Source organism: Azospirillum sp. VT-I1, from assembly GCF_055698305.1.
In genome coordinates, this window is the sequence record NZ_CP168802.1 from 734,323 (window position 1) to 759,377 (window position 25,055).

Annotated in this window: 26 protein-coding genes and 1 pseudogene; 15 read left to right on the plus strand and 12 right to left on the minus strand. The window is 68.7% G+C overall.

What is annotated here, in order from left to right:
- The first annotated feature begins 33 nt into the window (after positions 1 to 33).
- From AB8P05_RS17275 to AB8P05_RS17290, 4 genes are read left to right on the plus strand one after another with little or no spacing between them, the layout of a single operon-like run.
- Positions 34 to 690: a CoA transferase subunit A gene (locus tag AB8P05_RS17275; RefSeq protein WP_472759511.1), complete on the plus strand. Its 657-nt coding sequence runs from the start codon at positions 34 to 36 to the stop codon at positions 688 to 690.
- Between the two features lie 17 nt (positions 691 to 707).
- A complete protein-coding gene (locus AB8P05_RS17280) occupies positions 708 to 1,358 on the plus strand; it encodes a 3-oxoacid CoA-transferase subunit B (RefSeq protein WP_472759512.1) in 651 nt (216 codons plus the stop codon).
- Positions 1,359 to 1,414: 56 nt separating this feature from the next.
- On the plus strand, positions 1,415 to 1,663 hold the full coding sequence (locus AB8P05_RS17285) for a hypothetical protein (RefSeq protein ID WP_472759513.1): 249 nt from the start codon (positions 1,415 to 1,417) through the stop codon (positions 1,661 to 1,663).
- A gap of 15 nt (positions 1,664 to 1,678) precedes the next feature.
- Entirely contained in the window at positions 1,679 to 2,854 is a 1,176-nt protein-coding gene (locus tag AB8P05_RS17290; protein ID WP_472759514.1) for an acetyl-CoA C-acetyltransferase, read from the plus strand.
- A 39-nt stretch (positions 2,855 to 2,893) separates the two neighbouring features.
- Here AB8P05_RS17290 and AB8P05_RS17295 read toward each other — a convergent pair whose 3' ends face one another.
- Genes AB8P05_RS17295 through AB8P05_RS17305 form a run of 3 tightly spaced genes read right to left on the minus strand, consistent with a single transcriptional unit; the run spans position 2,894 to position 4,853 of the window.
- Positions 2,894 to 3,526 carry a response regulator transcription factor gene (locus tag AB8P05_RS17295; RefSeq protein ID WP_472759515.1) on the minus strand — a complete coding sequence of 211 codons (633 nt, stop codon included), beginning with the start codon at positions 3,524 to 3,526 and terminating at the stop codon, positions 2,894 to 2,896.
- Positions 3,523 to 4,665 (minus strand): ATP-binding protein, encoded by a 1,143-nt coding sequence (locus AB8P05_RS17300; RefSeq protein ID WP_472759516.1) that lies wholly within the window; start codon positions 4,663 to 4,665, stop codon positions 3,523 to 3,525. The genes AB8P05_RS17295 and AB8P05_RS17300 overlap by 4 nt, the downstream gene beginning before the upstream one ends.
- On the minus strand, positions 4,659 to 4,853 hold the full coding sequence (locus AB8P05_RS17305; RefSeq protein WP_472759517.1) for a hypothetical protein: 195 nt from the start codon (positions 4,851 to 4,853) through the stop codon (positions 4,659 to 4,661). The genes AB8P05_RS17300 and AB8P05_RS17305 overlap by 7 nt, the downstream gene beginning before the upstream one ends.
- A gap of 496 nt (positions 4,854 to 5,349) precedes the next feature.
- Between AB8P05_RS17305 and AB8P05_RS17310 the strand changes: the two genes are divergently transcribed.
- Positions 5,350 to 7,257, plus strand: a complete 1,908-nt coding sequence (locus AB8P05_RS17310; RefSeq protein WP_472759518.1) for a methanol/ethanol family PQQ-dependent dehydrogenase — start codon at positions 5,350 to 5,352, stop codon at positions 7,255 to 7,257.
- Between the two features lie 74 nt (positions 7,258 to 7,331).
- Positions 7,332 to 7,967 carry a pentapeptide repeat-containing protein gene (locus AB8P05_RS17315; RefSeq protein WP_472759519.1) on the plus strand — a complete coding sequence of 212 codons (636 nt, stop codon included), beginning with the start codon at positions 7,332 to 7,334 and terminating at the stop codon, positions 7,965 to 7,967.
- 33 nt (positions 7,968 to 8,000) lie between these two features.
- On the opposite strand, the gene AB8P05_RS17320 is transcribed toward AB8P05_RS17315, so the two are convergent.
- Positions 8,001 to 8,309 carry a putative quinol monooxygenase gene (locus tag AB8P05_RS17320; RefSeq protein ID WP_472759520.1) on the minus strand — a complete coding sequence of 103 codons (309 nt, stop codon included), beginning with the start codon at positions 8,307 to 8,309 and terminating at the stop codon, positions 8,001 to 8,003.
- 242 nt (positions 8,310 to 8,551) lie between these two features.
- On the opposite strand from AB8P05_RS17320, the gene AB8P05_RS17325 reads away from it, so the two are divergent.
- Both AB8P05_RS17325 and AB8P05_RS17330 read left to right on the plus strand, forming a co-directional pair.
- Positions 8,552 to 8,971, plus strand: a complete 420-nt coding sequence (locus tag AB8P05_RS17325) for a CopG family transcriptional regulator (protein ID WP_472759521.1) — start codon at positions 8,552 to 8,554, stop codon at positions 8,969 to 8,971.
- Positions 8,972 to 9,010: 39 nt separating this feature from the next.
- Positions 9,011 to 10,219: an extracellular catalytic domain type 1 short-chain-length polyhydroxyalkanoate depolymerase gene (locus tag AB8P05_RS17330; RefSeq protein ID WP_472759522.1), complete on the plus strand. Its 1,209-nt coding sequence runs from the start codon at positions 9,011 to 9,013 to the stop codon at positions 10,217 to 10,219.
- A gap of 3 nt (positions 10,220 to 10,222) precedes the next feature.
- Here AB8P05_RS17330 and AB8P05_RS17335 read toward each other — a convergent pair whose 3' ends face one another.
- A complete protein-coding gene (locus tag AB8P05_RS17335) occupies positions 10,223 to 11,140 on the minus strand; it encodes a LysR family transcriptional regulator (protein ID WP_472759523.1) in 918 nt (305 codons plus the stop codon).
- A 107-nt stretch (positions 11,141 to 11,247) separates the two neighbouring features.
- Between AB8P05_RS17335 and AB8P05_RS17340 the strand changes: the two genes are divergently transcribed.
- Entirely contained in the window at positions 11,248 to 11,925 is a 678-nt protein-coding gene (locus tag AB8P05_RS17340) for an SDR family NAD(P)-dependent oxidoreductase (RefSeq protein ID WP_472759524.1), read from the plus strand.
- Positions 11,926 to 11,973: 48 nt separating this feature from the next.
- Here AB8P05_RS17340 and AB8P05_RS17345 read toward each other — a convergent pair whose 3' ends face one another.
- Together AB8P05_RS17345 and AB8P05_RS17350 are read right to left on the minus strand one after the other, a co-directional pair.
- Positions 11,974 to 12,741: a hypothetical protein gene (locus tag AB8P05_RS17345; RefSeq protein WP_472759525.1), complete on the minus strand. Its 768-nt coding sequence runs from the start codon at positions 12,739 to 12,741 to the stop codon at positions 11,974 to 11,976.
- Between the two features lie 22 nt (positions 12,742 to 12,763).
- Positions 12,764 to 13,693, minus strand: coding sequence for a helix-turn-helix domain-containing protein (locus AB8P05_RS17350; protein ID WP_472759526.1), 930 nt, complete (start codon positions 13,691 to 13,693; stop codon positions 12,764 to 12,766).
- Between the two features lie 280 nt (positions 13,694 to 13,973).
- Here AB8P05_RS17350 and kynU point away from each other — a divergent pair, with 280 nt between their 5' ends.
- The 3 genes and pseudogenes from kynU (at position 13,974) to AB8P05_RS17365 (ending at position 16,844) form a co-directional block, all read left to right on the plus strand.
- Entirely contained in the window at positions 13,974 to 15,167 is a 1,194-nt protein-coding gene (kynU, locus tag AB8P05_RS17355; RefSeq protein ID WP_472759527.1) for a kynureninase, read from the plus strand.
- Positions 15,164 to 16,015, plus strand: coding sequence for a tryptophan 2,3-dioxygenase (gene kynA / locus AB8P05_RS17360; protein WP_472759528.1), 852 nt, complete (start codon positions 15,164 to 15,166; stop codon positions 16,013 to 16,015). The genes kynU and kynA overlap by 4 nt, the downstream gene beginning before the upstream one ends.
- Positions 16,012 to 16,844: pseudogene (locus AB8P05_RS17365) on the plus strand (alpha/beta hydrolase). Before kynA ends, AB8P05_RS17365 begins: the two are co-directional and overlap by 4 nt.
- Before the next feature lie 19 nt (positions 16,845 to 16,863).
- Here AB8P05_RS17365 and AB8P05_RS17370 read toward each other — a convergent pair.
- The 5 genes from AB8P05_RS17370 to AB8P05_RS17390 form a co-directional block, all read right to left on the minus strand.
- Positions 16,864 to 17,007 carry a hypothetical protein gene (locus tag AB8P05_RS17370; RefSeq protein WP_472759529.1) on the minus strand — a complete coding sequence of 48 codons (144 nt, stop codon included), beginning with the start codon at positions 17,005 to 17,007 and terminating at the stop codon, positions 16,864 to 16,866.
- Positions 17,008 to 17,098: 91 nt separating this feature from the next.
- Entirely contained in the window at positions 17,099 to 17,935 is an 837-nt protein-coding gene (locus tag AB8P05_RS17375; RefSeq protein ID WP_472759530.1) for an oxidoreductase, read from the minus strand.
- 137 nt (positions 17,936 to 18,072) lie between these two features.
- Complete coding sequence (locus tag AB8P05_RS17380) at positions 18,073 to 19,005, minus strand: AraC family transcriptional regulator (protein WP_472759531.1); 933 nt, start codon at positions 19,003 to 19,005, stop codon at positions 18,073 to 18,075.
- Between the two features lie 116 nt (positions 19,006 to 19,121).
- On the minus strand, positions 19,122 to 19,748 hold the full coding sequence (locus AB8P05_RS17385; RefSeq protein WP_472759532.1) for an acetate uptake transporter: 627 nt from the start codon (positions 19,746 to 19,748) through the stop codon (positions 19,122 to 19,124).
- A gap of 238 nt (positions 19,749 to 19,986) precedes the next feature.
- Complete coding sequence (locus AB8P05_RS17390; RefSeq protein ID WP_472759533.1) at positions 19,987 to 20,832, minus strand: LysR substrate-binding domain-containing protein; 846 nt, start codon at positions 20,830 to 20,832, stop codon at positions 19,987 to 19,989.
- 311 nt (positions 20,833 to 21,143) lie between these two features.
- Here AB8P05_RS17390 and AB8P05_RS17395 point away from each other — a divergent pair, with 311 nt between their 5' ends.
- The 3 genes from AB8P05_RS17395 (at position 21,144) to AB8P05_RS17405 (ending at position 25,018) form a co-directional block, all read left to right on the plus strand.
- A complete protein-coding gene (locus AB8P05_RS17395; protein WP_472759534.1) occupies positions 21,144 to 21,908 on the plus strand; it encodes an SDR family NAD(P)-dependent oxidoreductase in 765 nt (254 codons plus the stop codon).
- Between the two features lie 111 nt (positions 21,909 to 22,019).
- Positions 22,020 to 24,014 (plus strand): transketolase, encoded by a 1,995-nt coding sequence (gene tkt, locus AB8P05_RS17400; protein ID WP_472759535.1) that lies wholly within the window; start codon positions 22,020 to 22,022, stop codon positions 24,012 to 24,014.
- Between the two features lie 38 nt (positions 24,015 to 24,052).
- Positions 24,053 to 25,018 (plus strand): D-2-hydroxyacid dehydrogenase, encoded by a 966-nt coding sequence (locus tag AB8P05_RS17405; RefSeq protein ID WP_472759536.1) that lies wholly within the window; start codon positions 24,053 to 24,055, stop codon positions 25,016 to 25,018.
- Positions 25,019 to 25,055 lie beyond the last annotated feature (37 nt).

The window sequence follows — 25,055 nt, forward strand, 5'->3', positions numbered from 1 at the left end:
GATAGGGGCCGGCTGTGCCGAACGAGGGTCGTCATGAAGAAACTGGTCAGTCCCGAGGAGGCCGTTTCGCGCATCCCCGACGGGGCCGTGCTGATGATCGGCGGGTTCATGGGGGTCGGCACGCCGCCGCGCCTGATCGACGAGATCGTCCGCCAGAACAAGCGCGACCTGACGGTGATCGGCAACGACACCGCCCGGCCCGGAGTCGGCATCGGCAAGCTGATCGACGCGCGGCTGGTCCGGCAGGTCGTCACCAGCCACATCGGCACCAATCCGGAAACCCAGCGCCAGATGATCGCCGGCGAAACCGCGGTGGAGCTGGTGCCGCAGGGCACGCTGGCCGAGCGCATCCGCGCCGGCGGCGTCGGGTTGGGCGGCATCCTGACCCCCGCCGGCGTCGGCACCATCGTGGAGGAGGGCAAGCGCAAGGTCGAGATCGACGGCGTGACCTACCTGCTGGAACTGCCGATCAAGGCCGATTTCGCGCTGGTCGCCGCCAAGCAGGCCGACCTGTACGGAAACCTGACCTACGCGCTGACCGCCCGCAACTTCAACCCGCTGATGGCGATGGCCGGCGCCACCGTGATCGCCGAGGCCGGTGACATCCTGCCCGTCGGCTGCCTCCCGCCCGATGCGGTGATGACGCCGTCGGTGCTGGTCGACCACATCGTCACCGCCACGCCGCGCTGACCGGGGAGTATCGAGCCATGGATGAAAAGACCCTGATCGCCAAGCGCGTCGCGCTGGAGTTGATGGACGGCGACCTCGTCAACCTGGGCATCGGCCTGCCGACCCTGGTCGCCCGCTACGTCCCCGCCGGACGCCATGTGTTCTTCCAGTCGGAGAACGGCATCGTCGGCATGTCCGGCCCGATCACCGGGGCGGAGAACCATGACCTGACCGATGCCGGCGGCTCCCCCATCTCGGCCCTGCCGGGGGCGGCGTCCTTCGACAGCGCCTTCTCCTTCGGGCTGATCCGCGGCGGCCATCTGGACGTCACCGTGCTGGGCGGCCTGCAGGTGGACGAGGAGGGGCAACTCGCCAACTGGATGGTGCCGGGCAGGATGGTGCCGGGCATGGGCGGGGCCATGGACCTCGTTTCGGGGGCCAAGCGGGTGATCGTCGCCATGACCCACACCGCCAAGGGCGAGCCGAAGATCCTGAAGCGCTGCACGCTGCCGCTGACCTCGGTCCGCCGCGTCGATCTGGTCGTCACCGAACTGGCGGTGATCGAGCCGACCGGCCGTGGGCTGGTTCTGCGCGAGGTCGCACCGGGACGGTCGGTGGAGGAGGTCGTCGCGGCGACCGCCGCCGAACTGATCGTTCCGCCCGATGTCCCGACGATGCCCGTCGCCTGATCCCCTTCCATTCATCGCGGCCGCACGCCGCGATCCGCAAGACAGGACCCAAGACCATGTCAAATCGCACCACCGTCACGGTGGCGGTCCCCGTCACCTTCGAGATCACCGTGGAACTGCCGGGCGACGTGCCGGCCGCGGCACTGGCCGCCGCCATCGCGTCCCGCGCCGCGGAGCATTTCGCCCACGTCGGCCAAGCGCAGATCCACGCCTTCAACGAGGTCAACCGCGTCCATCCGCAGGGGCCGGGCCTCATCACCGCCGCGTCCAGCCGCCTGGACGCCGACCGCAAGGCCGCGGCATAAAAGGAGCCGGAAACCATGACCGAGATCGTCATCGCCAGCGCGGTCCGCACCGCCATCGGCAGCTTCAACGGCGCGCTGGCGTCCGTCCCCGCCCATGAACTCGGTGCCGCCGTCATCCGCGAGGCGCTGTCGCGCGCCCACACCGACGCCGCCGAGGTGAATGAGGTGATCCTGGGCCAGGTGCTGACCGCCGGCCAGGGCCAGAACCCCGCCCGCCAGGCCGCCGTCAAGGCCGGCATCCCGGTGGAGAAGACCGCCTTCGGCATCAATCAGGTCTGCGGCTCCGGCCTGCGTTCCGTCGCCCTCGGCTGGCAGGCGATCCGCTGCGGCGACGCCGAGGTGATGGTGGTCGGCGGCCAGGAGAACATGAGCCTGTCGCCCCACCTCATGCATCTGCGCAACGGCACCAAGATGGGCGGCGCCGAGATGCTCGACAGCATGATCAAGGACGGGCTGTGGGAGGCTTTCCACGGCTACCACATGGGCACCACCGCCGAGAATGTCGCCCGCGCCTGGGAGTTGAGCCGTGAACGGCAGGACCTGTTCGCGCTCGCCTCGCAGCAGAAGGCGGAGGCCGCGCAGAAGGCCGGCCGCTTCCGGGACGAGATCGTGCCGGTGACCATCAAGGGCCGCAAAGGCGACACCGTGGTGGACAGCGACGAGTATCCCAAGCACGGCACCACGCTGGAGGCTTTGGCGAAGCTGCGCCCGGCCTTCGCCAAGGACGGCACGGTGACCGCCGGCAACGCGTCGGGCCTCAATGACGGGGCGGCGGCGCTGGTGCTGATGACGGCGGAGAACGCCAAGCGGCGCGGGTTGACGCCGCTGGCGCGCATCGCCTCCTGGGCGACGGCCGGCGTCGATCCCAGCGTCATGGGCACCGGGCCGATCCCGGCCTCGAAGCTGGCTTTGAAGAAGGCCGGCTGGTCGGTGGGCGACCTCGACCTGATCGAGGCGAACGAAGCCTTCGCGGCGCAGGCGCTGGCGGTCAATGCCGGGATGGGCTGGGACGAGGCCAAGGTGAACGTGAATGGCGGCGCCATCGCGCTCGGCCACCCCATCGGCGCGTCGGGTGCGCGCATCCTGGTCAGCCTGCTGCACGAGATGGGCCGGCGCGACGCCCGCAAGGGCCTTGCCACCCTGTGCATCGGCGGCGGCATGGGCGTGGCGCTTTGCGTCGAGCGCGGGTGACGCCTTCAAGCGGTGTTGCCCGAGGAGGTTGGCCGGCGATCAGCCGGCCAGCCCCTGGGCGATGGCGATGCGGATCAGGGCGCGGGTGCTGTCGGCGCCCAACTTGTCCTTGATCTGGGTGCAGGCGTTGGCGACCGTCTTCTGGCTGATGCCCAGGCTGTCGCCGATGGCTGCGGTGGTCATGCCGCGGCCGACCAGCGCCAGTATCTCGCGCTCGCGCTGGGTCAGCGCCGCCAACGGGTCAGCCGGCGCCGTCAGGGTCATCAACGCCAGTTCGCGGGCAAGCGCGTTGTCGAGATGGATGCGCCCGGCCAGCACCGTGCCGATTGCCGAGGCCAGGCTGTCGGGCGCGTCGTTCTTGGTGACATAACCTTTGGCGCCCGCCTTCAGCGCGCGGGCGGCGATGGCCGGGTCCTCATGCATGCTGAAGATCAGCACCGGCACCGCCGGATTCTCCGCCTGCATGCTGCGCAGCACCGCCATGCCGCCGCCGTCCCCCGGAATGTTCAGGTCGAGGACGACGACGTCCGGCTGCTCCGTCCGCCACAGGGCGAGCGCGCTGTCGACGTCCTCCGCCTCCACCACGCGCCCCAGCGCCGCTTCGGCAAGCAGCCGCTGGCAGCCGGCGCGCACGATGGGATGATCGTCGACCAGAAGGATGGTGCGGGTCATACCGTGCGCTCCAGGCGATCCGTTGCCGAATTGTGCGCGGACCGGGGCAGCCGGGCCGAAACCCTGGTGCCGCCGCCTTCGGCCGGTCCCACGGCCAGCCGTCCGCCCAGGGCCTGGACCCGCTCCGTCATGCCGGAAATGCCGAAGCCGGCCCGGTGCGGATCGTCGCCGCCGGCCGGACCGGGAGCAAGGCCGGGTCCATCGTCGGTGACCGCGACCTCCACGCTGTCCGCGCCGATCCGCAAGGCGACCGCGACCGCCGACGGCATGGCATGGCGCAGGGCGTTGACCAGCGATTCCTGCACCAGCCGGTAGAGGGTCAGGCGCAGCACCTCCTCGCAGCCGTCCAGCTCCGCGGCGGCGGCCGGCGGTTCGAAGGAGAGCGTCCAGGCGATTTCCGGTTCCCGCCGGGTCCAGTCGCCGACCAGTTCGGCCAGCGCCTCGCTCAACGGCAGCTGGTCGAGCAGGGCGGGGCGCAGGCGGACCAGGATGCGGCGGCTGAGCTGGTGGACCTCCGCCGCGGTGTCGAGGATCTTGCGCGCGCGTTCGGCCGCCTCTTCCCCATCGGCCTGCCCTTCGGCCAAGCGGAGGAGCCGCCCGGCATCGACCTTGATCGCGAACAGCGCGGCGCCGAGTTCGTCATGGATGTCGCGGGCAATCTCCCGCCGCTCGGCGTCCTGGGCGGCGACGATCCGCTGGCCGACCCGCCGGTTCTCCCGCTCGGCCGTGGCCAGACCGTCGGCCAGCGCGGCGATCCCGGTCCCCAGCCGGCGGAGTTCGGGGACGCCCCCGCTGTCGAAGGCGAAGCGGTAGTCGCCGTCGCGCAGCCGCCTCACCCCGGTCTCCAGCCGCGACAGCGGCGCCAGCGCCCGCCCCACCGCCAGGAACGCCGTCGCCAGCAGCAGGGCGCCGACCGCCAGCACCGCGGCGGCGAGGTCGCTCATGTCCTCCCACACCTCGGCGATCTCGTCCCAGGGCTCCGCCACGACGCGCAGGGTGGCGGTCAGCCTCAATTCCTGCGGTTCCACGGCGATCAGCGCGGTGAACCAGTCCGGCGCCCGTCCGTCCGTCGCCACCCGCCCTGCGACGTCGTCACCCTCGATGAAGCGCAGATGGCGCAGCCCCAGCCCGTTCAGCATGCCGGGGCCGCCGGCCAGCGCCCCCGCTCCGTCGCCGCGAGGCCAAGCGCGCGGCCGAGTTCGAGCGCCGACGCCATCTCCGCCCGCACCGCGTCGCGGGCGTTCGCGACCATCACCGCACCGCCGGCCGCCGTCATCAGCAGCAGGAAAAGCCCGATCAGGGCCAGGATGCGCATCTTCAGGGACACCGCCGCCCGCTCCGCAATAAGACCATGGGCGGAATGTTAGTTCATCCACCGGTTAGCCTGCCATCCGCCCTTCGGACAATGGGCTGCTAACGGCGCCGTGTGGTTCCGCGCGTCGTCAGGCGGCACGGGAAAAAATCCCGGTCCAACCGGGAAGTCGTCATGCGCGGACTTCAAGAAAATCTTCCCCGGAATGTCGAATGGAAAGGCCGGCGGTACGGGAAGACTATGGGGACAGGCAGGACAGGGCCCTGTGCGCCGGGCGGGATGCACAGAACAGCCTTCGACAGCGTCTTGCCGGCAAAGCGCCGCCTTCGGGCATGACACCGTCACGCAGGACCGCTTCCGCAGCCGGGCGGCACAGCCTCCCGCCGTCGCCGGAGGGGAGCGGCCGGCGTGACGATGTCTCCGGCGCCGCGACCGGCACGCTCCTGCGGGCCGCCTCCGGCACTCCATTGCCGACCATCGCCGTCTCACGGCCAATCAACGGGGGAAACGCATGACACTTTCGTCCAACACCACCACTGCGCCCAACACCGGCCGGTCCCGGCTGCGGCCCCGGCTGCGTCGTCGTCTCGGTCTTGCCGCGGCGGTCGCCGGCCTGCTGCTGACGGCGGCCGTTCCCGCACTGGCCGGCGAGGTCAGCTGGGACGCCATCGCCAACGACGCGAAGAACCCCGGCGACGTGCTGATGTACGGCATGGGGGTGGAGGGCAAGCGTTTCAGTCCGCTGAAGCAGATCAACGCCGAAAGCGTGTCGCGCCTCGTCCCGGCCTGGTCCTTCTCCTTCGGCGACGAGAAGCAGCGCGGGCAGGAGACCCAGGCCCTGGTGCATGAGGGGGTGATCTACGTCACCGCCTCCTATTCGCGCATGTTCGCGCTGGATGCGAAGACCGGCAAGCGGCTGTGGACCTACGCCCACCGGCTGCCCGACGACATCCGGCCCTGCTGCGACGTCGTCAACCGTGGTGCGGCGATCTATGGCGACAAGGTGTTCTTCGGCACGCTCGATGCCTCCATCGTCGCGCTGAACAAGGACACCGGCAAGGTCGTCTGGAAGAAGAAGTTCGCCGATCACAAGGTCGGCTACACCATGACCGGCGCCCCCACCGTCGTGAAGGACCAGAAGAGCGGCAAGGTCCTGCTGATCCATGGCTCTTCCGGCGACGAGTTCGGCGTGGTCGGCCGGCTGTTCGCCCGCGATCCCGACACCGGCGACGAGGTGTGGATGCGCCCGCTGGTCGAAGGGCACATGGGCCGGCTGAACGGCAAGGACAGCACCCCGACCGGCAGCGACAAGGCCCCCTCCTGGCCGCGCGACAAGGACGGCAAGCTGGTGGAGGCGTGGAACCATGGCGGCGGCGCGCCCTGGCAGAGCGCCACCTTCGACGTGGAGACCAACACCATCGTCATCGGCACCGGCAACCCGGCGCCGTGGAACGGCTGGGCGCGCTGGCCCGGCGACAGCCTCTACACCTCGGGCCAAGCCTATGTCGATCCGGCCACCGGCGAGCTGAAGGGCTTCTACCAGCACACGCCGAACGACACCTGGGACTTCTCCGGCAACAACGAGCTGGTGCTGTTCGACTACACCGACGCCTCCGGCAAGACGGTGAAGGCGACGGCGCATGCCGACCGCAACGGCTTCTTCTACGTCACCGACCGCGTGAAGCTGGCGACGGCCGGCGGCGAGCCAAACAAGCCGAACAGCGTGCTGGCCGCCTATCCCTTCGTCGACGGCATCACCTGGGCCAAGGGCATCGACCTGAAGACCGGCCGCCCCATCGAGGTCGAGGGCCAGCGTCCGCCCCTGCCGGCCGAGGGCGAGAAGCGCGGCAAGCCGGTGGAGGTGTCCCCACCTTTCCTGGGCGGCAAGAACTGGAACCCGATGTCCTACAGCGAGGACACCAAGCTGTTCTACATCGCCGCCAACCATTGGAAGGAGGATTACTGGACCGAGCATGTCGGCTACAACCCCGGCTCGGCCTATCTCGGCATGGGGTTCCGCATCCACAAGATGTTCGACGACCATGTCGGCATCCTGCGGGCGCTCGATCCGACCACCGGCAAGATCGTGTGGGAACACAAGGAGGAACTGCCGCTGTGGTCCGGCACGCTGGCGACCGCCGGCAATCTGGTCTTCACCGGCACCGGTGACGGCTATGTCAAGGCGTTCAACGCCAAGACGGGCGAGGAGCTTTGGCGCTTCCAGACCGGTTCCGGCATCATCTCCTCCCCCGTCACCTGGGAGCAGGAGGGGGTGCAGTATGTCGGCATCACCACCGGCTATGGCGGCGCGGTGCCGCTGTGGGGCGGCGATCTGGCCGACCTGACCACCCGCGTGACCCAGGGCGGGTCCTTCTGGGTGTTCAAGCTCGCCGACGTGAAGGTCTCCAGCACCAAGTGAGCCGGTCCAGCCGGATGATCCCAGCAAAGCCGGGGCGGACGCCGCCCCGGCCCTTTCCCATCGGAGGCAACATCATGACGTCGCGCAAGAACGCCCTGCTTCCCGTGCTGGCCCGCTGCGCCCTGGTTCTCTGCATCCTGGCGCCGGCCGCCGCTGCCCGCTCCGCGGAACCGGAGGACGGTCCGCCGGTCGGCGGCGGCGAGGAGGAACGGGCCAGCAGCGTGAACGGCTGCACGCTCGGCCCGCGCATCACCTGTCCCAACCTCGACCTGCGGCACCGCAACCTGCGGGGGCTGGCGCTGGCGGGGGCCGATCTGCACGGAGCCAACCTGATGCGGGCCGACCTGCGCAATGCCGACCTGCGTGGGGCCAACCTGTCGGGCGCCATACTCGACGGCGCCGATCTGCGCACCGCCTTCCTGCAGGGGGCGAAGCTGTCCGGTGCCCGTCTGCGCGGCGCCAACCTGGAGTTCGCCCGTGCCACCGGCGCCGACTTCACCGGCAGCGACCTGACGGCGGCGAACCTCGAGGCGATCCGCGCCGACAAGATCAATCTCGCCGGCGCAAGCCTGGAAGGCGCCAACCTGCAGGAGGCGAAGCTGTCCCTGTCCAACCTGTCGGGCGCCAATCTGGACGGGGCGAAGATCCGCTTCGCGATCTTCCAGGACGCGCTGATGACCGGCTGCAAGTCTTGCCCCTCCGACTGGTGAGGGGCGCTGGCCTACCGGTTCAGGAGGGGCCGCTCAGGCGATGCGGCGCAGCAACTCGACCCGCAACGGTTCGCCCAGCAGCGTGTCGAACTGTGCGGCGAGGCCGGTGAAGGCGGCGCCCGCCGCATGGGTGTCGAGCGCCGCCTGATCCTGCCAAACCTCGTACATCACGACGGTGCCGGGCCGCTCGCGGCTGACATGGGCGGAGTAGGCGAGGCAGCCCGGCTCCTTCAGGACGGTCGGGACAACGGCGGTGATGGCATCGGCCAGCGCCTGCTCCTGTCCGGGCTTGGCGACGAGATAGGCGACGAGCTGCACCTGATCGCTGGGCGGAATGGTCATTCCGGAGTTTTCCTTCTGGACAGGGTTGGTCGGCCGGGACCGGGGCGGTCGCCGGCCATGTCTGTATTCCGGCCAGGATTAAATCGCATCCGGCCGCGGAATCGAAAATTCATTGTTCCGATCCCAGCGAGAAAGAAACCTGATCGATCGTACAGGTTCGGGAAAACACCGGCGCCGGCCTTGAACGGCGGGGGCACGACATCCACTTACCATCCAGTTGGATGGTGAACGGATGGTCGATCATGAGTGACACGGTACGCGACCTGCGGCCCAAGGCAGGCGACAGCGAGAAGATCACGATCAATCTCGGTTATGTCGATCTGGGTCACATCGACCTGCTGGTCGAGGAAGGGTTCTATTCGAACCGCACCGACTTCATCCGCACGGCCATCCGCAATCAGGTCGACCGGCACGCCGAGGTCGTCCGCCATACGGTGACGCGCAAGAGCGTCGACCTTGGCCTGCGCCATTTCAGCCGTGCCGACCTGGAGGCCGCGAAGGCCGAAGGGCGGATGCTGGACATCCGCGTCCTGGGGCTCGCCACCATCGCCCAGGACGTTTCCGCCGACCTCGCCCGTGCCACCATCGCTTCCCTGACCGTGCTGGGGGCGCTGCATGCGCCGGCCGCCGTCAAGGCGGCGCTCGCCGACCGCATCCGCTGACGCGGCCGGCATCATTCCCGAACCCGGAAAGAAACCCATATGCCCAACTCACGGCCCACCGGCTTCCTGCCCGGCATGGACGAGGTCGCCCGACTGACCCGCGCCGGCCGGATTGCCGAGGCGACCGGCCTCGTCCAGCGCCTGCTGCGGGGGACGGGCGAACCCGCTCCCACAACTGCGCCGGATCCCTCCGTAATCGAGGGCGAGTTCACGCGGCTCGATCCCGCCGCCAAAACCGAAAAGGCGTCGGGGCGCCGGCCCGGCCATGCGGCGAGGACAGGCCTGGGCGAAACCCTGCGCGGCCTTGCCGCCCGCCTGCGGCCGGCCGGGCTGCATGGTGGGGGGACGGGCGGCCCGCGTCCGGCCGCCGACCCGCTGCCGGACGGCGCCTCCTTCGTCACGGCATCCCACAGCGGGGCGTCGGGAACCCGTGCCTACAAGCTCTATGTGCCGGCCAACCGCGGCGAGGGGCCGCGTCCGCTGGTGGTGATGCTGCATGGCTGCACCCAGTCGCCCGACGATTTCGCCGCCGGCACGCGGATGAACGCCTTCGCCGAACGGCATGGCGTCTTCGTCGCCTATCCGGAGCAGCCGGCCTCGGCCAACCCCCAGCGCTGCTGGAACTGGTTCAAGCCGGAGGACCAGAACCGCGACCGCGGGGAGCCGGACCTGCTGGCCGGAATCACCCGCCGGATCATGCGCGAACATCCCATCGACCCGACCCGCGTCTACATCGCCGGCCTGTCCGCGGGTGGTGCCGCGGCGGCGATCATGGCGGCGGCCTATCCCGATCTCTATGCCGCGGTTGGCGTGCATTCCGGCCTGCCGGCCGGTGCCGCCGGCGACCTTCCCTCGGCGCTCACCGCCATGCGCCAGGGCAGCCGGGCGGCTTCGACCCGCGGCGGGGCCGGACGCGCGGTTCCCACCATCATCTTCCACGGCGACCGGGACAGGGTGGTGAATCCGCAGAACGGCGATCAGGTCGCGGCCCAGGCAACCGCCGCCGCCCACGGCCTGCGCACCGAGGTTCAGCATGGCGAGACCCCCGGCCGGCACGGCTACAGCCGGACCCTCCACACCGACCCCTCCGGCCGGACGCTGTGCGAGCATTGGAGCATCCATGGCGCCGGACATGCCTGGGCTGGCGGAAGCCCCGCCGGGTCCTACACCGACCCGCAGGGACCGGACGCCACGGCCGAGATGATGCGGTTCTTCCTTGAGCATCCCATGTCGCCGACTCCCGCCTGACGATCAGGACGGGGCTGGCAATCCGACATCCAGCTCTGCGACGACCTGCCGGAACCAGACCAGCGGCGGATAGCCGGCGGTCGATGCATGCCAGTACATCCGTGCCGTGAAGCCCGGCATCGGAAAGGGCAGGTCGGAGACCGTCAGGCCGAGTTGGGCTTTGGCCGCCTCCGCAACCCGGCGGCCGATGACCAGCACGAGGTCGCTGTCGGCGACAAGTTGCGGCGCCAGCAAGAAATGCGCGACGGTGACGGCGACCCGCCGCTTCAGCCCCAACCGCGACAGGCTGTCGTCGGCGACGCCCGCAGCGTCGCCCTTATGCGAAACCAGCAGGCCGGGAAAGCCGGTGAACCGCTCCGCCGTCGGCGGTCCGTCGTGATAGGGGTGGCCGGGACGGGTGACCATGACGAAACGCTCGTCGAAGAGGGGATGGCTCGGCACATCGGGCGAGCCATCCCCCGCGACGGCCAGCGACAGGTCCACCGCGCCCTCCTTCAGCAGCGAGATGGCGGATCGCCGGTCCGCGGCGACCACCCGCAGATCGATGCCCGGCGCCGAGCGGGACAGCAGCTTCATCAGCGACGGCAGCAGGACCGCCGCCAGATAATCGCTGGCGGCAACCCGGATCTCCATTTCGGCACCTGCCGGGTCGAAGGCGACGGAGTCCTGGAAGGTCGCGGTCAGCGCCGCCAGCGCCTGCGCCGCATGCACCCGGATCTCCTCCGCCCGCGGGGTGAGCCGGTATCCCCGACCTTCCCGCACCAGCAGCGGATCGCCGAAGATCTCGCGGAGCCGCGCCAGCGCGCTGCTCGTCGCTGGCTGGCTGCGCCCGATGCGAAGCGCCGCCCGCGAAACGCTGCGCTCCTCCAGCAGAGCCGCCAGTGCGATCACAAGGTTCAGGTCGATGGACCTAATATTCATGGCATGGATACTCGACATACCAACTACCGTTTGGACAGATAGCCGTGCCCGGCCGCACTGTCCATGGCGTTCGGCACGACGCCGACCTTGCAGGAAGGACCCCATCCATGAGCACGGCTCACAGCACCAAGCATTCCGCCATCGTCATCGGCGCCGGTCCGGGCCTTGGCTTCGCGCTCGCCCGGCAGTTCGGACGTGAACTCGGGGAAGTCGCGCTGATCGCCCGTTCGGCCGAGCGGCTCGCCCCTCTCGTCCGCGAACTGCAGGAGCTGGGCGTCACCGCGCACGCCCTGCCGGCTGACGCCGCAGACCTCGACGGACTGCGCGGCACCATCGAACGGGCGGTGGCGGCCATGTCTCCGCTGAAGGCGCTGATCTATAATGCCGCCGCCATCCAGCCGGCCCGTCCCATGGCCCTGGACCCGAAGGCGCTGGCTGCCGAGCTGGTCGTCGACGTTGCCGCCCCGCTGGCCGCGGCGCAGGCGGCCGCGCCGGCCCTGGAGGCCAACGGCGGCGGCAGCGTGCTGTTCACCGGCGGCGGGTTCGCCCTCTATCCCAATCCGGAGATGGCGGCGCTCAGCGCCGGCAAGGCGGCGCTGCGCAACCTCACCGCGACGCTTGCTCAGGACTTGGCGCCGAGGAAAATCGACGTGGCCGTCGTCACGATCTGCGGCTATCTGACCGAGGAAGGCCGCTTCGCTCCCGAGAATGTCGCGCGGGCCTATTGGGACCGGCACGCCGCCCCTGCGGATGCAGAACGCCCGTCCGAACTGACCTACGCCTGATCGTCCCTGCGCCTGACCGTCATGGTGACGGGCCGCGCGTGCGTCCCGTCACCGGAACCTGAAGGGTAGCCGGAATCCCATTTTCGCGGTGTTGAACCCGGCTTTCCGGAAATCCCTTTCCAGCAGTTCCATTCCCTTCAGTCGCTCAATCATTCCATCGATCGACTTCAAATTAAGCGTTGCCAGCTTGAAAGAGCTGAATGAATTTGAGCCCGTAGATGAGGACTGGGCATTAGTAATGGCAAATTCCATTACGAAGTCATACATATCTCTTCGGGGCGTGTTGCCGAGTGAGCCATCGATCTGATTTCTCAGCTTTCCGATCCATGTCTTTCGCGCCATAAAATATTGTGCTTCATTGCGCATTCGATCAAGGCTGGCAACGTTATCCGAATTGTCTTGAACGCCGTCGGCTTGCAGCCCGACAGCTCCCCAACTGTATCTTTGTGCTTTCTGGGTGTTCTGGTCGAGCAGCCACTCGTATATCACCTGCGACTTCGCCTTGGACGGCGCATCCTGGAATTGCTCGAGACAGGTGATGAAGACGGCTTCCGCGGAAACAGCCGCCTGCACGGCCCACATTAAGAAGGTGGGGCGATCATTCAAACTCTTCGATGCCATTCTGTAGCGGGCCATCGGCAGGGCTGCAATCGCCGGATCCATGATTTCTCTCTCTAGATTTTGACGGATGTTGATGGCGTAGCGATGGAAGGATGCCGGCCGGCGCGGAGTCCGCATCGGCTGGTCGGTTGGGGAATACGCTAGCGTGGCAATGATGGGCGGGCCATGACCGGGCGTCCAAATTTCCTTGACCATGCGTCCCCAATAAGACCCCGAATCAAGCGCGGAGCCGGCGCAGCCAGTCCGGAAACTCGCCGCCGATGCCGCCAGATGCGCCGCTAGAGGCGGCAACCGTCACCGGCCCGGCCGTTGCCCCGGCACGCATTTCCGACGGGGAGCAGCCGAAGGCGCGGCGGAAGGCCCGGCTGAAATGCGCCTCGCTGGTGAAGCCGTAGGCGAAAGCAATTTCTCCGATGCGTCGGCGCTCGCCGGGATCGCACAGATGCTCGCGCACGCGTAGCAGGCGGCGCTCTTGTATGTAGCGGTTGACGCCATGGTGGGGCTCGAACAGCGTGTAGAGCGCCGAGCGCGACAGGCCGAGCGCAAGGCACAGCCGGTCGGGCGACAGGTCCGGGTTCGTCAGATTGGCGTCGATGTAGCGCCGTGCCTGCATGAGCAGGGTGGCGGCGACCTGCGGCCGTGCCTGCACCAGCGCATCGTGGCTGGGCGCCAGACAGGCGGTGACCATGTCGCGGATGACGCGCACGATCTGCGGCGCCTCCTCCACCGTCGCCGCCGGCACCGCCTGGGCCAACGACCGCATATGGTCGGCCAGCAGCCGCCCCATGATGCCGCCCAGGCGAGTGCCGTGCAGCGCGTCCGCCCGCGGCAGCATGGCGGTCATGACGTCGCGCGGAACGATGATGCAGGCGCCGTCCAGCCGCATCGGCGGCAATGCCAGCGGCTGGCCCATGTCCTTGACCAGGATTTCATCCGATCCGTTTCCGGCCGCACCGGAGCGGTCCAGGCGGATGATGAAGTGGTCCATGTGGTCCGACCGGATCTTTGCCGGCGACCGGTGGTAGGCCAGCGCATCGACATCCATGGTGCCGACGATCAGCGGTCCCAGATGGGCGCTGGTGGCCGTGCCGCTGAACCGCCGGCTCGCATCCTCGTCGAGCGCGGCGATCTCGTAGACCGAGGTCATGGCATCCCGCCATGCACCGAAACGCTCACGTTCCGGAAGAAAGCCGGTGGAAAAGCGGCGGAACGGAACGGTCTGCGCGGCCACGAAGGAAACCCGCAAAATTGTTTAGTGTACGACTTTCTTTCAGATAGGCGTGTCCGGGTCAATAGGGTGGCGGCGACCCGGCGCGGTCCATTTTCCGCTGGACAGGTCCGGGGCGGCGGAGATATCCAGAGTCGCAAATAGTTGCGCATGCTAACAATTTTCCGCAGGCAGCGGGTGCGAGGGAGCAGGCAGAGTGATGACGGATTTCCAGGCGACCCGTGCCCGCTTCCGCATTCCCGATGGCGTGATCTATCTGGACGGCAACTCGCTGGGGCCGCTGCCGGTCGGCGTGGAGGAGCGGGTGGGCCGCACCCTGGCCGCCGAATGGGGCGGGCAACTGATCCGCGGCTGGAACAGCGCTGGCTGGATGGTGCAGCCGCGCGTGGTCGGCGACCGCATCGCCCGGCTGATCGGCGCGCCGGCCGGCAGCGTGGTGGTGGGCGACACCCTGTCGATCAAGGTCTATCAGGCGCTGGCCGCGGCCCTGGCGATGCGGCCGGACCGCCGCGTCATCCTGTCCGACAGCGGCAATTTCCCAACCGACCTCTACATGGCGGAAGGGCTGATCGAAACGCTGGGCCGCGGCCATGTCCTCAAGGTGTTGGCACCTGAAGAGGTGGAGGGGGCGATCGGCGAGGATGTCGCCGTGCTGATGCTGACCGAGGTCGATTACCGGACCGGCCGCCTGCACGACATGGCGGCGCTGACCGCCAAGGCCCATGCAGCGGGCGTCGTGACGGTATGGGACCTCGCCCATTCCGCCGGCGCGCTGCCGGTCGATCTGGCCGGTTCGGGCGCGGACTTTGCGGTCGGCTGCACCTACAAGTATCTGAACGGCGGACCGGGGGCGCCGGCCTTCATCTATGTCGCGCCGCGCCATGCCCAGACGGCGCGACCGGCCCTGTCCGGCTGGATGGGGCACGAGGCGCCCTTCGCCTTCGCGCCCAACTACCGCCCCGGCGAGGGGGTGGAGCGGATGCGCGTCGGCACCCCGCCGGTGATTGCGCTGGCCGCACTCGACGCGGCACTGGATGTCTGGGACGGGGTGGACATGGCCGATGTCCGCCGGGCGTCCATCGCGCTCTGCGACCTGTTCATCGAACTGGTGGAGGCGCAATGCCCGGCGCTGGAACTGGCGTCGCCGCGCGACGGCATGCGGCGCGGCAGCCAGGTGTCCTTCCGCCATCCCCAGGGCTATGCCGTCATGCAGGCGCTGATCGACCGCGGTGTGATCGGCGATTTCCGGGCGCCGGACATCCTGCGCTTCGGCTTCACCCCGCTCTACATCGGCGAGGCGGAGGTGCGCGGCGCCGTCGCCGTGCTGAAACAGGTGATGGACGGCGGGCTCTGGGACCGCCCCGACTACCACAGGAAGGCCGCCGTAACATGACCGGACACGACAGCAGCAAGCCTTACGATCCGGCGGCCGAGGGCGCGCAGATGGCCTTCGACGGGCGGATGTCCTACGGCGACTATCTGCAGCTCGACCGCATCCTGGGGGCGCAGACCCCGCGTTCCGCCGCCCATGACGAGATGCTGTTCATCATCCAGCACCAGACGTCGGAGCTGTGGATGCGGCTGGCGGTCTACGAGATCCGCGCCGCCCGCGAGGCGATCCGCGAGGACCGGCTGTCGCCCGCCTTCAAGATGCTGGCCCGCGTCGCCCGCATCTTCGAACAGCTGAACTCGGCCTGGGACGTGCTGCGCACGATGACGCCCAGCGAATACACGCGCTTCCGCGACGATCTGGGCCAGTCCTCCGGCTTCCAGTCCTACCAGTACCGCGAGATCGAGTTCCTGCTGGGAAACCGCAACCCGGCGATGCTGCGTCCCCACGCCCACCGGCCGGAAATCCACGCCATGCTGGAGCAGGAACTGTCCCGCCCCAGCCTGTATGACGAGGCGCTGCGCCTGCTGGCCCGCAACGGCATCCCCGTTCCGGCGGAGGTGCTGGAACGCGACGTGACGCAGACCCACCAGCCCCATGACGGGGTGACGGAGGCGTGGCGGGTCGTCTACCAGTCTCCCGAAGACCATTGGCCGCTCTACGAGCTTGCCGAGAAGCTGGTGGATTTCGAGGATTACTTCCGCCGCTGGCGCTTCAACCATGTGACGACGGTGGAGCGGGTGATCGGCTTCAAGCGTGGCACCGGCGGCACCGGCGGCGTATCCTACCTGCGCAACATGCTGGCGGTGGAGTTGTTCCCGGAACTCTGGCGGGTGAGGACGGTGCTGTGAGCGGCTTGGAAGCGATTACCGATTGGGACGACGCCTACAGCAACGGCGCCTATATCCCCGGCGGCGACGCCTATCCCGCCCGCTGGGCGGAACTGGCGGCGGCCTTCAGGGCGGAGCTGTCCGCCGCCGGCCGGGCGGAGCTGGACCTGCCCTATGGCGGGGGGCGCGGGAGCGCTACGACCTGTTCCGTCCCGGCGGTGCCGCCAAGGGGACGGTCGTGTTCGTCCATGGCGGCTATTGGATGGCTTTCGACAAGGGGCGCTGGTCGCATCTGGCGGCCGGCACGCTCGCCCGCGGCTGGGCGGTGGCGATGCCGAGCTACACGCTCTGTCCCGACAGCCGCATCGCCGGCATCACCCGGCAGGTCGCGAGCGCGGTGACGGCCATTGCGCGGACCCAACCGGGACCGCTGCGCCTGACCGGCCATTCCGCCGGCGGCCATCTGGTAAGCCGCCTCGCCTGTGCCGACGCGCTTTTGCCGCCGGAGGTGCGGGAGCGGGTGGAGCATGTCGTTTCCATCAGCGGCGTGCACGACCTGCGCCCGCTGCTGAACACCCGCATGAACGCCACGCTGAACCTGGACGAGGCGGAGGCCGCGGCGGAAAGCCCGGCCCTCCTGCGTCCGCGGCCGGGCACGCGCATCACCTGCTGGGCGGGGGCCGCCGAACGGCCGGAGTTCGTCCGGCAGACCGAACTGCTCGCTAACATCTGGCGCGGGCTGGGGGCGGCGACCGAACTGCGGCTGGCCGACGGGCGCCATCACTTCGACGTCATCGACGATCTGGCCGATCCAGACTCCGCTCTGGTGGCGGCGTTGCTTGGGTGTTGAGGCGGTGATTTTCTGATCCTCACCCCAGCAGCTCCTCCCCCTGCGGGCGGCGGGGGGCGGCGGGGCGGTATGGCTCGTGGCGTGAGTGAATCTGAAAGCTGCGGTCGCTGCCGATCAGCAGTAACAGGCCGAGCGACGCGGCGACGATCCCGATGCAGAGCATGATGGCATCTCCTGTCGTGACTGTTATGTTTGCCTGATCCTCCAAAGCAGAGGGTCGGGGGCGGACATCGCCGCCCCCGGTCCATGCGGCGTCAGGCTGCGAAATCGGTCGCCACCGACCGGTCCCGCCAAGCGGCGATTTCGGCACGGCGCTGCTCGACCGCGCCGCCGGCCATCTCCACGGCGTCAGAGCCGGCCAGGAAATGGCGGGGCGGTTCGGGCGTGCCGGCAAGCTCGACCATGGCGGCGGCCAGCTTCGCCGGATCGCCCGGCTGCTTATGGCTGTAGCTGTCGTAGGTCGACCGCTGCTCGGCCGAGTGGCCGGCGTAATCCGCGATTTCCCTGGTGCCGTAGCGCACCGAGCTGCCGTCGAGGAAATCGGTGCGGAAGAAGCCGGGCTCGACCACTGTGACGTGGATGCCGAAGGGCGCCACCTCCAGCGCCAGCGAGTCCGAGAAACCCTCCACCGCGAACTTGGTCGAGCAGTAGACCGATGCGCCGGCAAAGCCGAGCACGCCGCCGATGGAGGACAGGTTCAGGATGCGGCCCGACCGCTGCCGGCGCATCACCGGCAGGACGGCGCGGGTGACGTGGAACAGGCCGAACACGTTGGTGGCGAATTGCCGTTCGATGTCCGCCGCCTCGATCTCCTCGAAGCGGCCGAGATGGCCGAAGCCGGCATTGTTGACCAGCACGTCGATGCGCCCGAAGCGCTCGACCGCCGCCTGCACCGCCGCCACCGACTGCGCCTCGTCGGCGACGTCGAGCGCCACCGTCAGCACGCGGTCGTCGTAGCCGGCATAGGCCGCCTGCAGCTGGTCGAGCTTGCGGCCGGTGGCGACCACCCGGTCGCCGGCGGCCAGCGCCGCCTTCGCAACCTCCGCCCCGATGCCGCGCGCGCTGCCGGTGATGAACCAGACCTTGCTCATGTCCGTCTTCCCTCTTCGCTGTTGGACCGGCTGTCTGCTGCGGTCCCGATGAGGAGAGAATAGGGGCGGGCGGTCCGCGGCCGGTAGACCAGAGGTCCGGCAGAATTGCCTGATCCTCCAGAACCGGGGTAAGCCCCTCAGGCCCGCGCGGCCTGCCGGGCGCCGGCATCCTCGCCGGCCATGGAGGAGCGCAGGCGGGCGGCGTCGCGGATCGGCGGCAACCCGAACAGGCGGGCATATTCGCGGCTGAACTGCGACGGGCTGCCATAGCCGACGGCGAAACCGGCGCTGGCGGCATCGGCCAGATTGGCCAGGATCAGCCGCCGCGCCTCCTGCAGGCGCAACTGCTTCTGGTATTGGAGGGGGCTGAGCGCCGTGACCTCCTTGAAATGCTGGTGGAAGGCCGACGGGCTCATGTTGGCCTTGGCGGCGACCGTCTCGATGCGCAGCGGTTCGCGGAAATTATCCTTGATCCACTTCACGGCGCGGCCGATCTGGGCGGTGCGGCTCTCGCCCAGGGCGATCCGGTGCAGCATGGCCCCATGGTCGGCGGTCAGCAGGCGGTAGAGCAGTTCGCGTTCCACCAGCGGCGCCAGCACCGGGATGGCGTCCGGCGTCTCCAGCAGACGCGCCATGCGGGCCGCCGCGTCGATCATTTCCGGCGTGGCGAGGCTGGTGGCCAGGCCGAGCCCCTGTTCGGCCTGCGGCGGCGGCGGCCGCAACCCGGCCTCCAGGATCAGGCCGCTCAGCAGCGCCGGGTCCAGCGTCAGGCGCAGGCAAAGGTAGGGGCTGTCCGCCGTCGCCTGGACGACTTGTCCGATCACCGGCAGGTCCAGCGACACGGCGATGTAGTGTCCGGCCCGGTATTCCAGGATGCGGTCGCCGGCGATGGTCCGCTTCGCCCCATGCGCAAGGATGCACACGGACGGCTCATAGACGGTGTGGAGCCGCTCGGTCGGGCTGCTGGCGCGGATCACCGCCAGCCGCGGGATCTGCGTTTCATGGACGCCGTCCCCCAGGTCGGAGGTCACGCGGTCCAGGATCAGCGAGAATTCTGTCTGCTTGAACATGGATGGCAGGCTCCCATTCCGGTCGGTCCGCAGCCATCCATCCTAGCGTCCGGACGCCGATGCTCACAGCCTTCCAAGAGGATCGTGCAAGCATCGGCGAGGATCGGGCCGGCCGCTCAGCGCAGGAACGGCTTGCCCATCGGCAGCACGTCGCGGCCGAAGACGTCGAGGAAGACGGCATGCGCCATGCCGTACAGCGCCAGCCCGGCACAGACCATCAGCTCATAGCCGGCGATCACCGTGAAGACGTGATCGGCGAAATGCGCCAGATCCAGAAGGACGAAGCCGGCCAGCAGCGTGATGAAGATCAGCCCCAGCACCCGGCTGATCCGCATCGCGCCGATGGTCATGATCGCGGTGTAGAGCGTCCAGGCAACCAGGAACCAGCCGATGTCGGTCTCGCTGACCGTGAACAGTCCGGTCTTGTTGCCGATCAGGATCAGGCACAGCGAAATCCAGAAACAGCCGTAGGAGGTGAAGGCGCTGTAGCCGAAATTGTTGCCGGCCTTCATCTCCTGCAAACCGGCGATCATCTGCGCCGCCCCGCCGAAGATCAGGCCGAGCCAGACCACCGGGCCGATGTCGACCCAGCCGACATTGTGGAACTGCAGAAGCAGGGTCGACAGCCCGAATCCAGCAAGACCGACGACCGCCGGGTTGCCGTGCTTGAGCGGAGCGTGGGAAACGGGCTGACCGGCTTCGACGGGCGAGGCCGGTTTCGCGACGAGGACGGATACTGACATTCTGGTTCCAGTCTCGCGGACGGGAAGCGTGGGACGCCCGCGGCAAAGAAGGTGTTGGAAAAGGGCGGACATCGAACGGCCGCCGCCACCTTTAAGACCACGTTCCCGCGCGCCGATGAAGTGGTCATACCAGCGACATACCATCGCATCCGTATGCGTCAACCGGGCGGGGACCGGTAGCCCGCGGTCACCGTGTCGAACTCGACCGACGGAATGCCCAACTCCCCGACGAGCCAGGTCACGAAGCAGCGGAAGGCATGCTTCCGTTCGGCCCCTTCGGCCAGACCATCCAATGCGCGACGTGCCGCAGGCTTTGCGACCGTCCTTCCAGCGGTGCCACCAGCTGGCCGGACTGCAGTTCACGCTCCGCCAGGCGCGTGGATTCCAGAACGACGCCAACCCCGTTCACCGCCGCGGCGATGGCCATGAAGCTGCGGTCGAAGCGCGGTCCCGCCGGGGTGGCGGCTATGGCGGAATTCGCTTCGAACCACATCGGCCAGGTGACCCGGTTGTGGTCGCTGCGCACCAGCGGGACCGACAGCAGGTCGTCGATGGCGGTAACGCGCGAGGCGATGCCCGGCGTGCACAGCGGGCAGACCGTCTCCTGTCCCAGCGAGATCGCCACCACGTCGGTCTGGCGCGGCTCCCCATAGACGATGGAGAGGTCGTATTCCTCGGACGGGAACAGCGGGTAGTCCGGGCTGGCCGACAGTTTCAGCTCCACCGCCGGATAAAGCCCCAGGAAGCGGCCAAGCCGCGGCGACAGCCATTGCGCGGCGAAGGACGGTGCGCAATGGACCCTGATGCGCGCCGGCCCGGCGGTCGTGATCTCCTGCAGGCCGCGCTGCAACTGGTCGAAGCCGCGGGTGACATGCTGGAAGAGCGTGCGTCCTTCCGGCGTCGGCTCCACCTTCCGCGGGGAGCGCTGGAACAGCACCGTCCCCAGCATGCGTTCCAGCTCGCGGATCGCATGGCTGACCGCGGAGGGGGTGACCGCCAGCTCCTGCGCCGCCGCGGCGAAGCTGCCGAGCCGGCAGGCCGCCTCGAAGGCGCGAAGCTGAGTCAGAGGAAGGCGGCCGGCCATAGGTGAATCCAGTTCATGACCTGTTGCAAATGATGCGTTTGCCAGATGGTTCGCGATGATGCAAGTCTTCCAACGCGCCGCAGCCGTTCGAAAGAACTCGCCAAGGCAAAGATCAACGGGTTGGTGGACCGCCTAGATCAACCTTCCGGTTCGAACAGTAAAACCGCCAATGTCCGGGCAGGGGAGCGCCGCCGCGGCGACCGTGGCCGGATGCGCTCCGCAGGGCGGCAGCCACGAACCGTCTTCATGAACCTTCTCGGTCCCCGCCCGTGCCGGGGATCGGCTCCTCGAACAGAAAAGGCCCCACGACAATGCAGCTGCGTCCGCTCCTCGACGGCAAGGTCGCCGTGATCTCCGGTGCCGCCTCCCTCCGTGGCATCGGCATGGCGACCGCAAGGATGTTCGCCGAACAGGGCGCCAGAATCGCCATCCTCGATCTGGACGGCATTGCCGCCGCCGATGCGGCGGCGCTGATCGGCCCGGCGCATCGCGGCTATGCCTGCAACGTCACCGACCGCGCCGCCTGCCAGGGCGCGGTGGAGCGCGTCATCGCCGATTTCGGGCGGATCGACATCCTCATCAACAATGCCGGCATCACCCAGCCGGCCAAGACCGTCGACATCGACCCGGAAAGCTGGGACCGCATCCTCGACGTCAACCTGCGCGGCGTGCTGTATCTGTCGCAGGCGGTGATCCCGCACATGCAGCAGCGCGGTCAGGGCTCCATCGCCTGCATGTCGTCGGTGTCGGCGCAGCGCGGCGGCGGCATCCTCGGCGGTCCGCATTACAGTGCCGCCAAGGCCGGCGTGCTCGGCCTCGCCAAGGCGATGGCGCGCGAGCTGGGCAAGGACGGCATCCGCGTCAACTGCGTGACGCCCGGCCTGATCCAGACAGACATCAATGCCGGCAAGATCAGCGACGACAAGAAGGTGGAGATCCTGGCCGGCATCCCGCTGAACCGGCTGGGCAACGTCCAGGACGTGGCCGGCGCCTTCCTGTTCCTGGCCTCCGACCTGTCCGGCTACATCACCGGCGCCGTCATCGACGTCAACGGCGGCATGCTGATCCACGGTTGACCGCGGGGCAGGGGGGCGGCGGGCAGCCGCCGGCCCTCTCCCTTTTCTGACCATTCCGTCATGCATCGATCGCCGTCCCGCCGGGTGGACGCGACGAGGAGACCTGCGCCCATGATTCCCGCCGTTCCCGCCGCCGCGGATCCCCGCCTGATGGCGAATGCGATCCGCTTCCTGTCCATCGACGCCATCGAGCGCGCCACCGAAGGGCACCAGGGCGTGCCGCTGGGCATGGCGGAAATCGCGACGGCGCTGTTCACCCGGCATTTCAAATGCAACCCGGCCGATCCGCGCTGGCCGGACCGCGACCGCTTCGTGCTGTCGAACGGCCATGGATCGATGCTGCTCTATTCCCTGCTCCATCTGCTGGGGTACGAGCGCATCTCCCTCGACCAGATCAGGAATTTCCGCGAACTCGGATCGCATTGCGCCGGCCACCCCGAATATGATCCCGACGCGGGCATCGAGGTCACCACCGGCCCGCTGGGGCAGGGCATTGCCAACGCTTTCGGCATGGCGGTCGCCGAAGCCTATCTGAACGCCAAATACGGCCCCGCCCTGGTGGACCATCACACCTACGCCTTCGTCGGCGACGGCTGCCTGCAGGAGGGCGTCGGGCAGGAGGTCATCCAGCTCGCCGGCCATCTGCGGCTGGGCAAGCTGATCTTCTTCTGGGACGACAACAGCATCACCGACGACGGCAGCACCGTGCTGTCGATCAGCGAGGACGTGGCTACCCGCTTCCGCGTCGCCGGCTGGCATGTGCAGGAGGTCGACGGCCATGACATCGAGGCGGTGTCGGCGGCCATCGCCCTGGCCAAGAAGGACCCGCGCCCGTCGATGATCGCCTGCCGCACGGTGATCGCCCGCGGCATCCCGCGCCTGGAAGGCCAGCGCGGCGGCCACAGCGCACGCCTGTTCAAGGAGGATCTGGAGGCGACGCGCGCCAACCTCCGCTGGCCGTATCCCTCCTTCACCGTGCCGGAGGAGGTGCTGGCGGCTTGGCGCGACGCCGGTGCGCGCCATGGCGATGACTATGACGCCTGGCGCCGCCGCGTCGCCGCGCTGCCGGACAAGGAGCGCGCGGAGTTCACCCGCGTGATCGAGGGCCGGCTGCCCGACGGCTGGCGCGACGCGCTGCTCGCCTACAAGAAGCGCATGGCCGACGAGCGGGTGGCCCAGCCTTCCATCCAGGCGTCCGGTGACATCACCACGCTGCTGGCGGACGTGCTGCCGGAAATGATGATCGGCTGCGCCGACCTGGAGGCGCCGACCAATCACAAGCGCAACCGCACGGCCTTCACGCCCGAAGAGCCGGCCGGCAGCTATGTCCATTGCGGCGTGCGCGAGCATGCGATGGGGGCGATGGTCAACGGCATGGCCGCGCATGGCGGCATCATCCCGGTCAGCGTCACCTATCTGGCCTTCTCCGACTATCAGCGGCCGACGCTGCGCATGGCGGCGCTGATGGGCTTGCCGGCGATCTATGTGTTCAGCCACGATTCCCTGGCGGTCGGCAAGAACGGGCCGACTCACCAGCCGGTGGAAATCCTCGCGTCCTTCCGGGCCATGCCGAACATCCTGGTGATGCGTCCGGCCGATGCGGTCGAGGCGGCCGAATGCTGGGAGATCGCGCTGGAACACAGGACCGGCCCCAGCATGCTGGTCTGCTCCAAGCAGGCGCTGCCCCCGACCGGCCGGCCTTACGGCACGGAGAACCTGACGCGCCGCGGCGCCTATGTGCTGGCCGAGGCCGAGGGCGGCAGGCGTCTGGTCACGCTGATGGCCACCGGTTCGGAGGTCGCGCTGGCCCTGGAGGCGCGCAAAACCCTGCAGGCCGAGGGCATCCCGACCGCCGTGGTGTCGATGCCCTGCTGGGAACTGTTCGACCTGCAGGACGAGGCGTACCGCGCCGAGGTGATCGGCACCGGCACGGTTCGCGTCGGCGTCGAGGCGGCGGTCCGGCTGGGCTGGGACAAGTATGTCGGCGAGACCGGCGGCTTCATCGGCATGAGCGGCTTCGGCGCCTCCGGCCCGGTCGACGCCCTGTTCGAACGCTTCGGCATCACCGCGGCCCACATCGTGGCCGAGGTCAAGCGCCGGCTCTGACCGTGCCGCCATTCCCTTTCGTGACCAAGGACCTCGTTATGCGCAAGATCGTCTTCCTCGACCGCGCCACCCTCGCCCCGCAGATCCGCCTGCGCAAGCCGGGCTTCCCGCATGAACTGGTGGAACATGCCCGGACCTCGCCCGATCAGGTGCTGGACCGCTTGGCCGGTGCGGAGATCGCCATCGTCAACAAGGTGCAGCTGACCGCCGACCTGCTGGAACGGTTGCCGCAGCTGAAGCTGATCGCCGTCGCCGCCACCGGCACCGATTGCGTCGACAAGGAGTATTGCCGGACGCACGGCATCGCCGTCAGCAACATCCGCGGCTATGCCATCAACACCGTGCCGGAACACACCTTCGCCCTGATGCTGGCCCTGCGCCGCAACATCGTGCCCTTCCGCCAGGACGTGCTGGACGGCGAATGGCAGAAGTCAGGCCAGTTCTGCTTCTTCAACCACCCGATCCACGACCTGCAGGGCGCGCGGCTCGGCATCATCGGTGAGGGCGTGCTGGGCCAGCGGGTCGCCGACATCGCGCGCGCCTTCGGCATGGTCCCGCTGTTCGCCGCGCACAAGGGCAAGTCCGGCCTCGGCCCGCTCTACACGCCGTGGGACGTGGTGCTGGAGACCAGCGACATCATCACCCTGCACAGCCCGCTCACGCCCGAGACGCGCGGCATGATCGCCATGCCGGAGTTTCGCCGGATGAAGCGCCGGCCGCTCATCATCAACACCGCGCGCGGCGGTCTGGTGGTCGAGGAGGATCTGGTGACCGCCCTGGACGAGGGGCTGATCGCCGGCGCCGGTTTCGACGTGACGCTGCCCGAGCCGCCGCCGGCCGGCAGCCCGCTGATGCGCATCGCCGGCCGACCCAACGTCATCGTCACCCCCCATCTGGGCTGGGCGTCGGACGAGGCGCAGCAGGCGCTGGCCGACCAGTTGATCGACAACATCGAGAACTTCGTCGCCGGCTCCCCCAGCAACCTCGTGATGGGCGCCTACTGACGCCCGGCGGGGTGGTCGGAAACCGACCGGCCGCCTC

What these genes read in the sequence shown, in the direction of transcription:
- kynU (WP_472759527.1), top strand. Translation starts at nt 13,974, where the DNA reads ATGACGGATTTCCAGGCGACCCGTGCCCGCTTCCGCATTCCCGATGGC.
- AB8P05_RS17330 (WP_472759522.1), top strand. Translation starts at nt 9,011, where the DNA reads ATGCCCAACTCACGGCCCACCGGCTTCCTGCCCGGCATGGACGAGGTC.
- AB8P05_RS17375 (WP_472759530.1), bottom strand. Translation starts at nt 17,935, where the DNA reads ATGAGCAAGGTCTGGTTCATCACCGGCAGCGCGCGCGGCATCGGGGCG.
- AB8P05_RS17345 (WP_472759525.1), bottom strand. Translation starts at nt 12,741, where the DNA reads ATGGTCAAGGAAATTTGGACGCCCGGTCATGGCCCGCCCATCATTGCC.
- AB8P05_RS17315 (WP_472759519.1), top strand. Translation starts at nt 7,332, where the DNA reads ATGACGTCGCGCAAGAACGCCCTGCTTCCCGTGCTGGCCCGCTGCGCC.
- AB8P05_RS17405 (WP_472759536.1), top strand. Translation starts at nt 24,053, where the DNA reads ATGCGCAAGATCGTCTTCCTCGACCGCGCCACCCTCGCCCCGCAGATC.
- AB8P05_RS17395 (WP_472759534.1), top strand. Translation starts at nt 21,144, where the DNA reads ATGCAGCTGCGTCCGCTCCTCGACGGCAAGGTCGCCGTGATCTCCGGT.
- AB8P05_RS17280 (WP_472759512.1), top strand. Translation starts at nt 708, where the DNA reads ATGGATGAAAAGACCCTGATCGCCAAGCGCGTCGCGCTGGAGTTGATG.
- AB8P05_RS17275 (WP_472759511.1), top strand. Translation starts at nt 34, where the DNA reads ATGAAGAAACTGGTCAGTCCCGAGGAGGCCGTTTCGCGCATCCCCGAC.
- AB8P05_RS17370 (WP_472759529.1), bottom strand. Translation starts at nt 17,007, where the DNA reads ATGCTCTGCATCGGGATCGTCGCCGCGTCGCTCGGCCTGTTACTGCTG.
- AB8P05_RS17285 (WP_472759513.1), top strand. Translation starts at nt 1,415, where the DNA reads ATGTCAAATCGCACCACCGTCACGGTGGCGGTCCCCGTCACCTTCGAG.
- tkt (WP_472759535.1), top strand. Translation starts at nt 22,020, where the DNA reads ATGATTCCCGCCGTTCCCGCCGCCGCGGATCCCCGCCTGATGGCGAAT.
- AB8P05_RS17350 (WP_472759526.1), bottom strand. Translation starts at nt 13,693, where the DNA reads ATGACCTCGGTCTACGAGATCGCCGCGCTCGACGAGGATGCGAGCCGG.
- AB8P05_RS17325 (WP_472759521.1), top strand. Translation starts at nt 8,552, where the DNA reads ATGAGTGACACGGTACGCGACCTGCGGCCCAAGGCAGGCGACAGCGAG.
- AB8P05_RS17320 (WP_472759520.1), bottom strand. Translation starts at nt 8,309, where the DNA reads ATGACCATTCCGCCCAGCGATCAGGTGCAGCTCGTCGCCTATCTCGTC.
- AB8P05_RS17335 (WP_472759523.1), bottom strand. Translation starts at nt 11,140, where the DNA reads ATGAATATTAGGTCCATCGACCTGAACCTTGTGATCGCACTGGCGGCT.
- AB8P05_RS17300 (WP_472759516.1), bottom strand. Translation starts at nt 4,665, where the DNA reads ATGCTGAACGGGCTGGGGCTGCGCCATCTGCGCTTCATCGAGGGTGAC.
- kynA (WP_472759528.1), top strand. Translation starts at nt 15,164, where the DNA reads ATGACCGGACACGACAGCAGCAAGCCTTACGATCCGGCGGCCGAGGGC.
- AB8P05_RS17390 (WP_472759533.1), bottom strand. Translation starts at nt 20,832, where the DNA reads ATGGCCGGCCGCCTTCCTCTGACTCAGCTTCGCGCCTTCGAGGCGGCC.
- AB8P05_RS17380 (WP_472759531.1), bottom strand. Translation starts at nt 19,005, where the DNA reads ATGTTCAAGCAGACAGAATTCTCGCTGATCCTGGACCGCGTGACCTCC.
- AB8P05_RS17295 (WP_472759515.1), bottom strand. Translation starts at nt 3,526, where the DNA reads ATGACCCGCACCATCCTTCTGGTCGACGATCATCCCATCGTGCGCGCC.
- AB8P05_RS17340 (WP_472759524.1), top strand. Translation starts at nt 11,248, where the DNA reads ATGAGCACGGCTCACAGCACCAAGCATTCCGCCATCGTCATCGGCGCC.
- AB8P05_RS17385 (WP_472759532.1), bottom strand. Translation starts at nt 19,748, where the DNA reads ATGTCAGTATCCGTCCTCGTCGCGAAACCGGCCTCGCCCGTCGAAGCC.
- AB8P05_RS17290 (WP_472759514.1), top strand. Translation starts at nt 1,679, where the DNA reads ATGACCGAGATCGTCATCGCCAGCGCGGTCCGCACCGCCATCGGCAGC.
- AB8P05_RS17310 (WP_472759518.1), top strand. Translation starts at nt 5,350, where the DNA reads ATGACACTTTCGTCCAACACCACCACTGCGCCCAACACCGGCCGGTCC.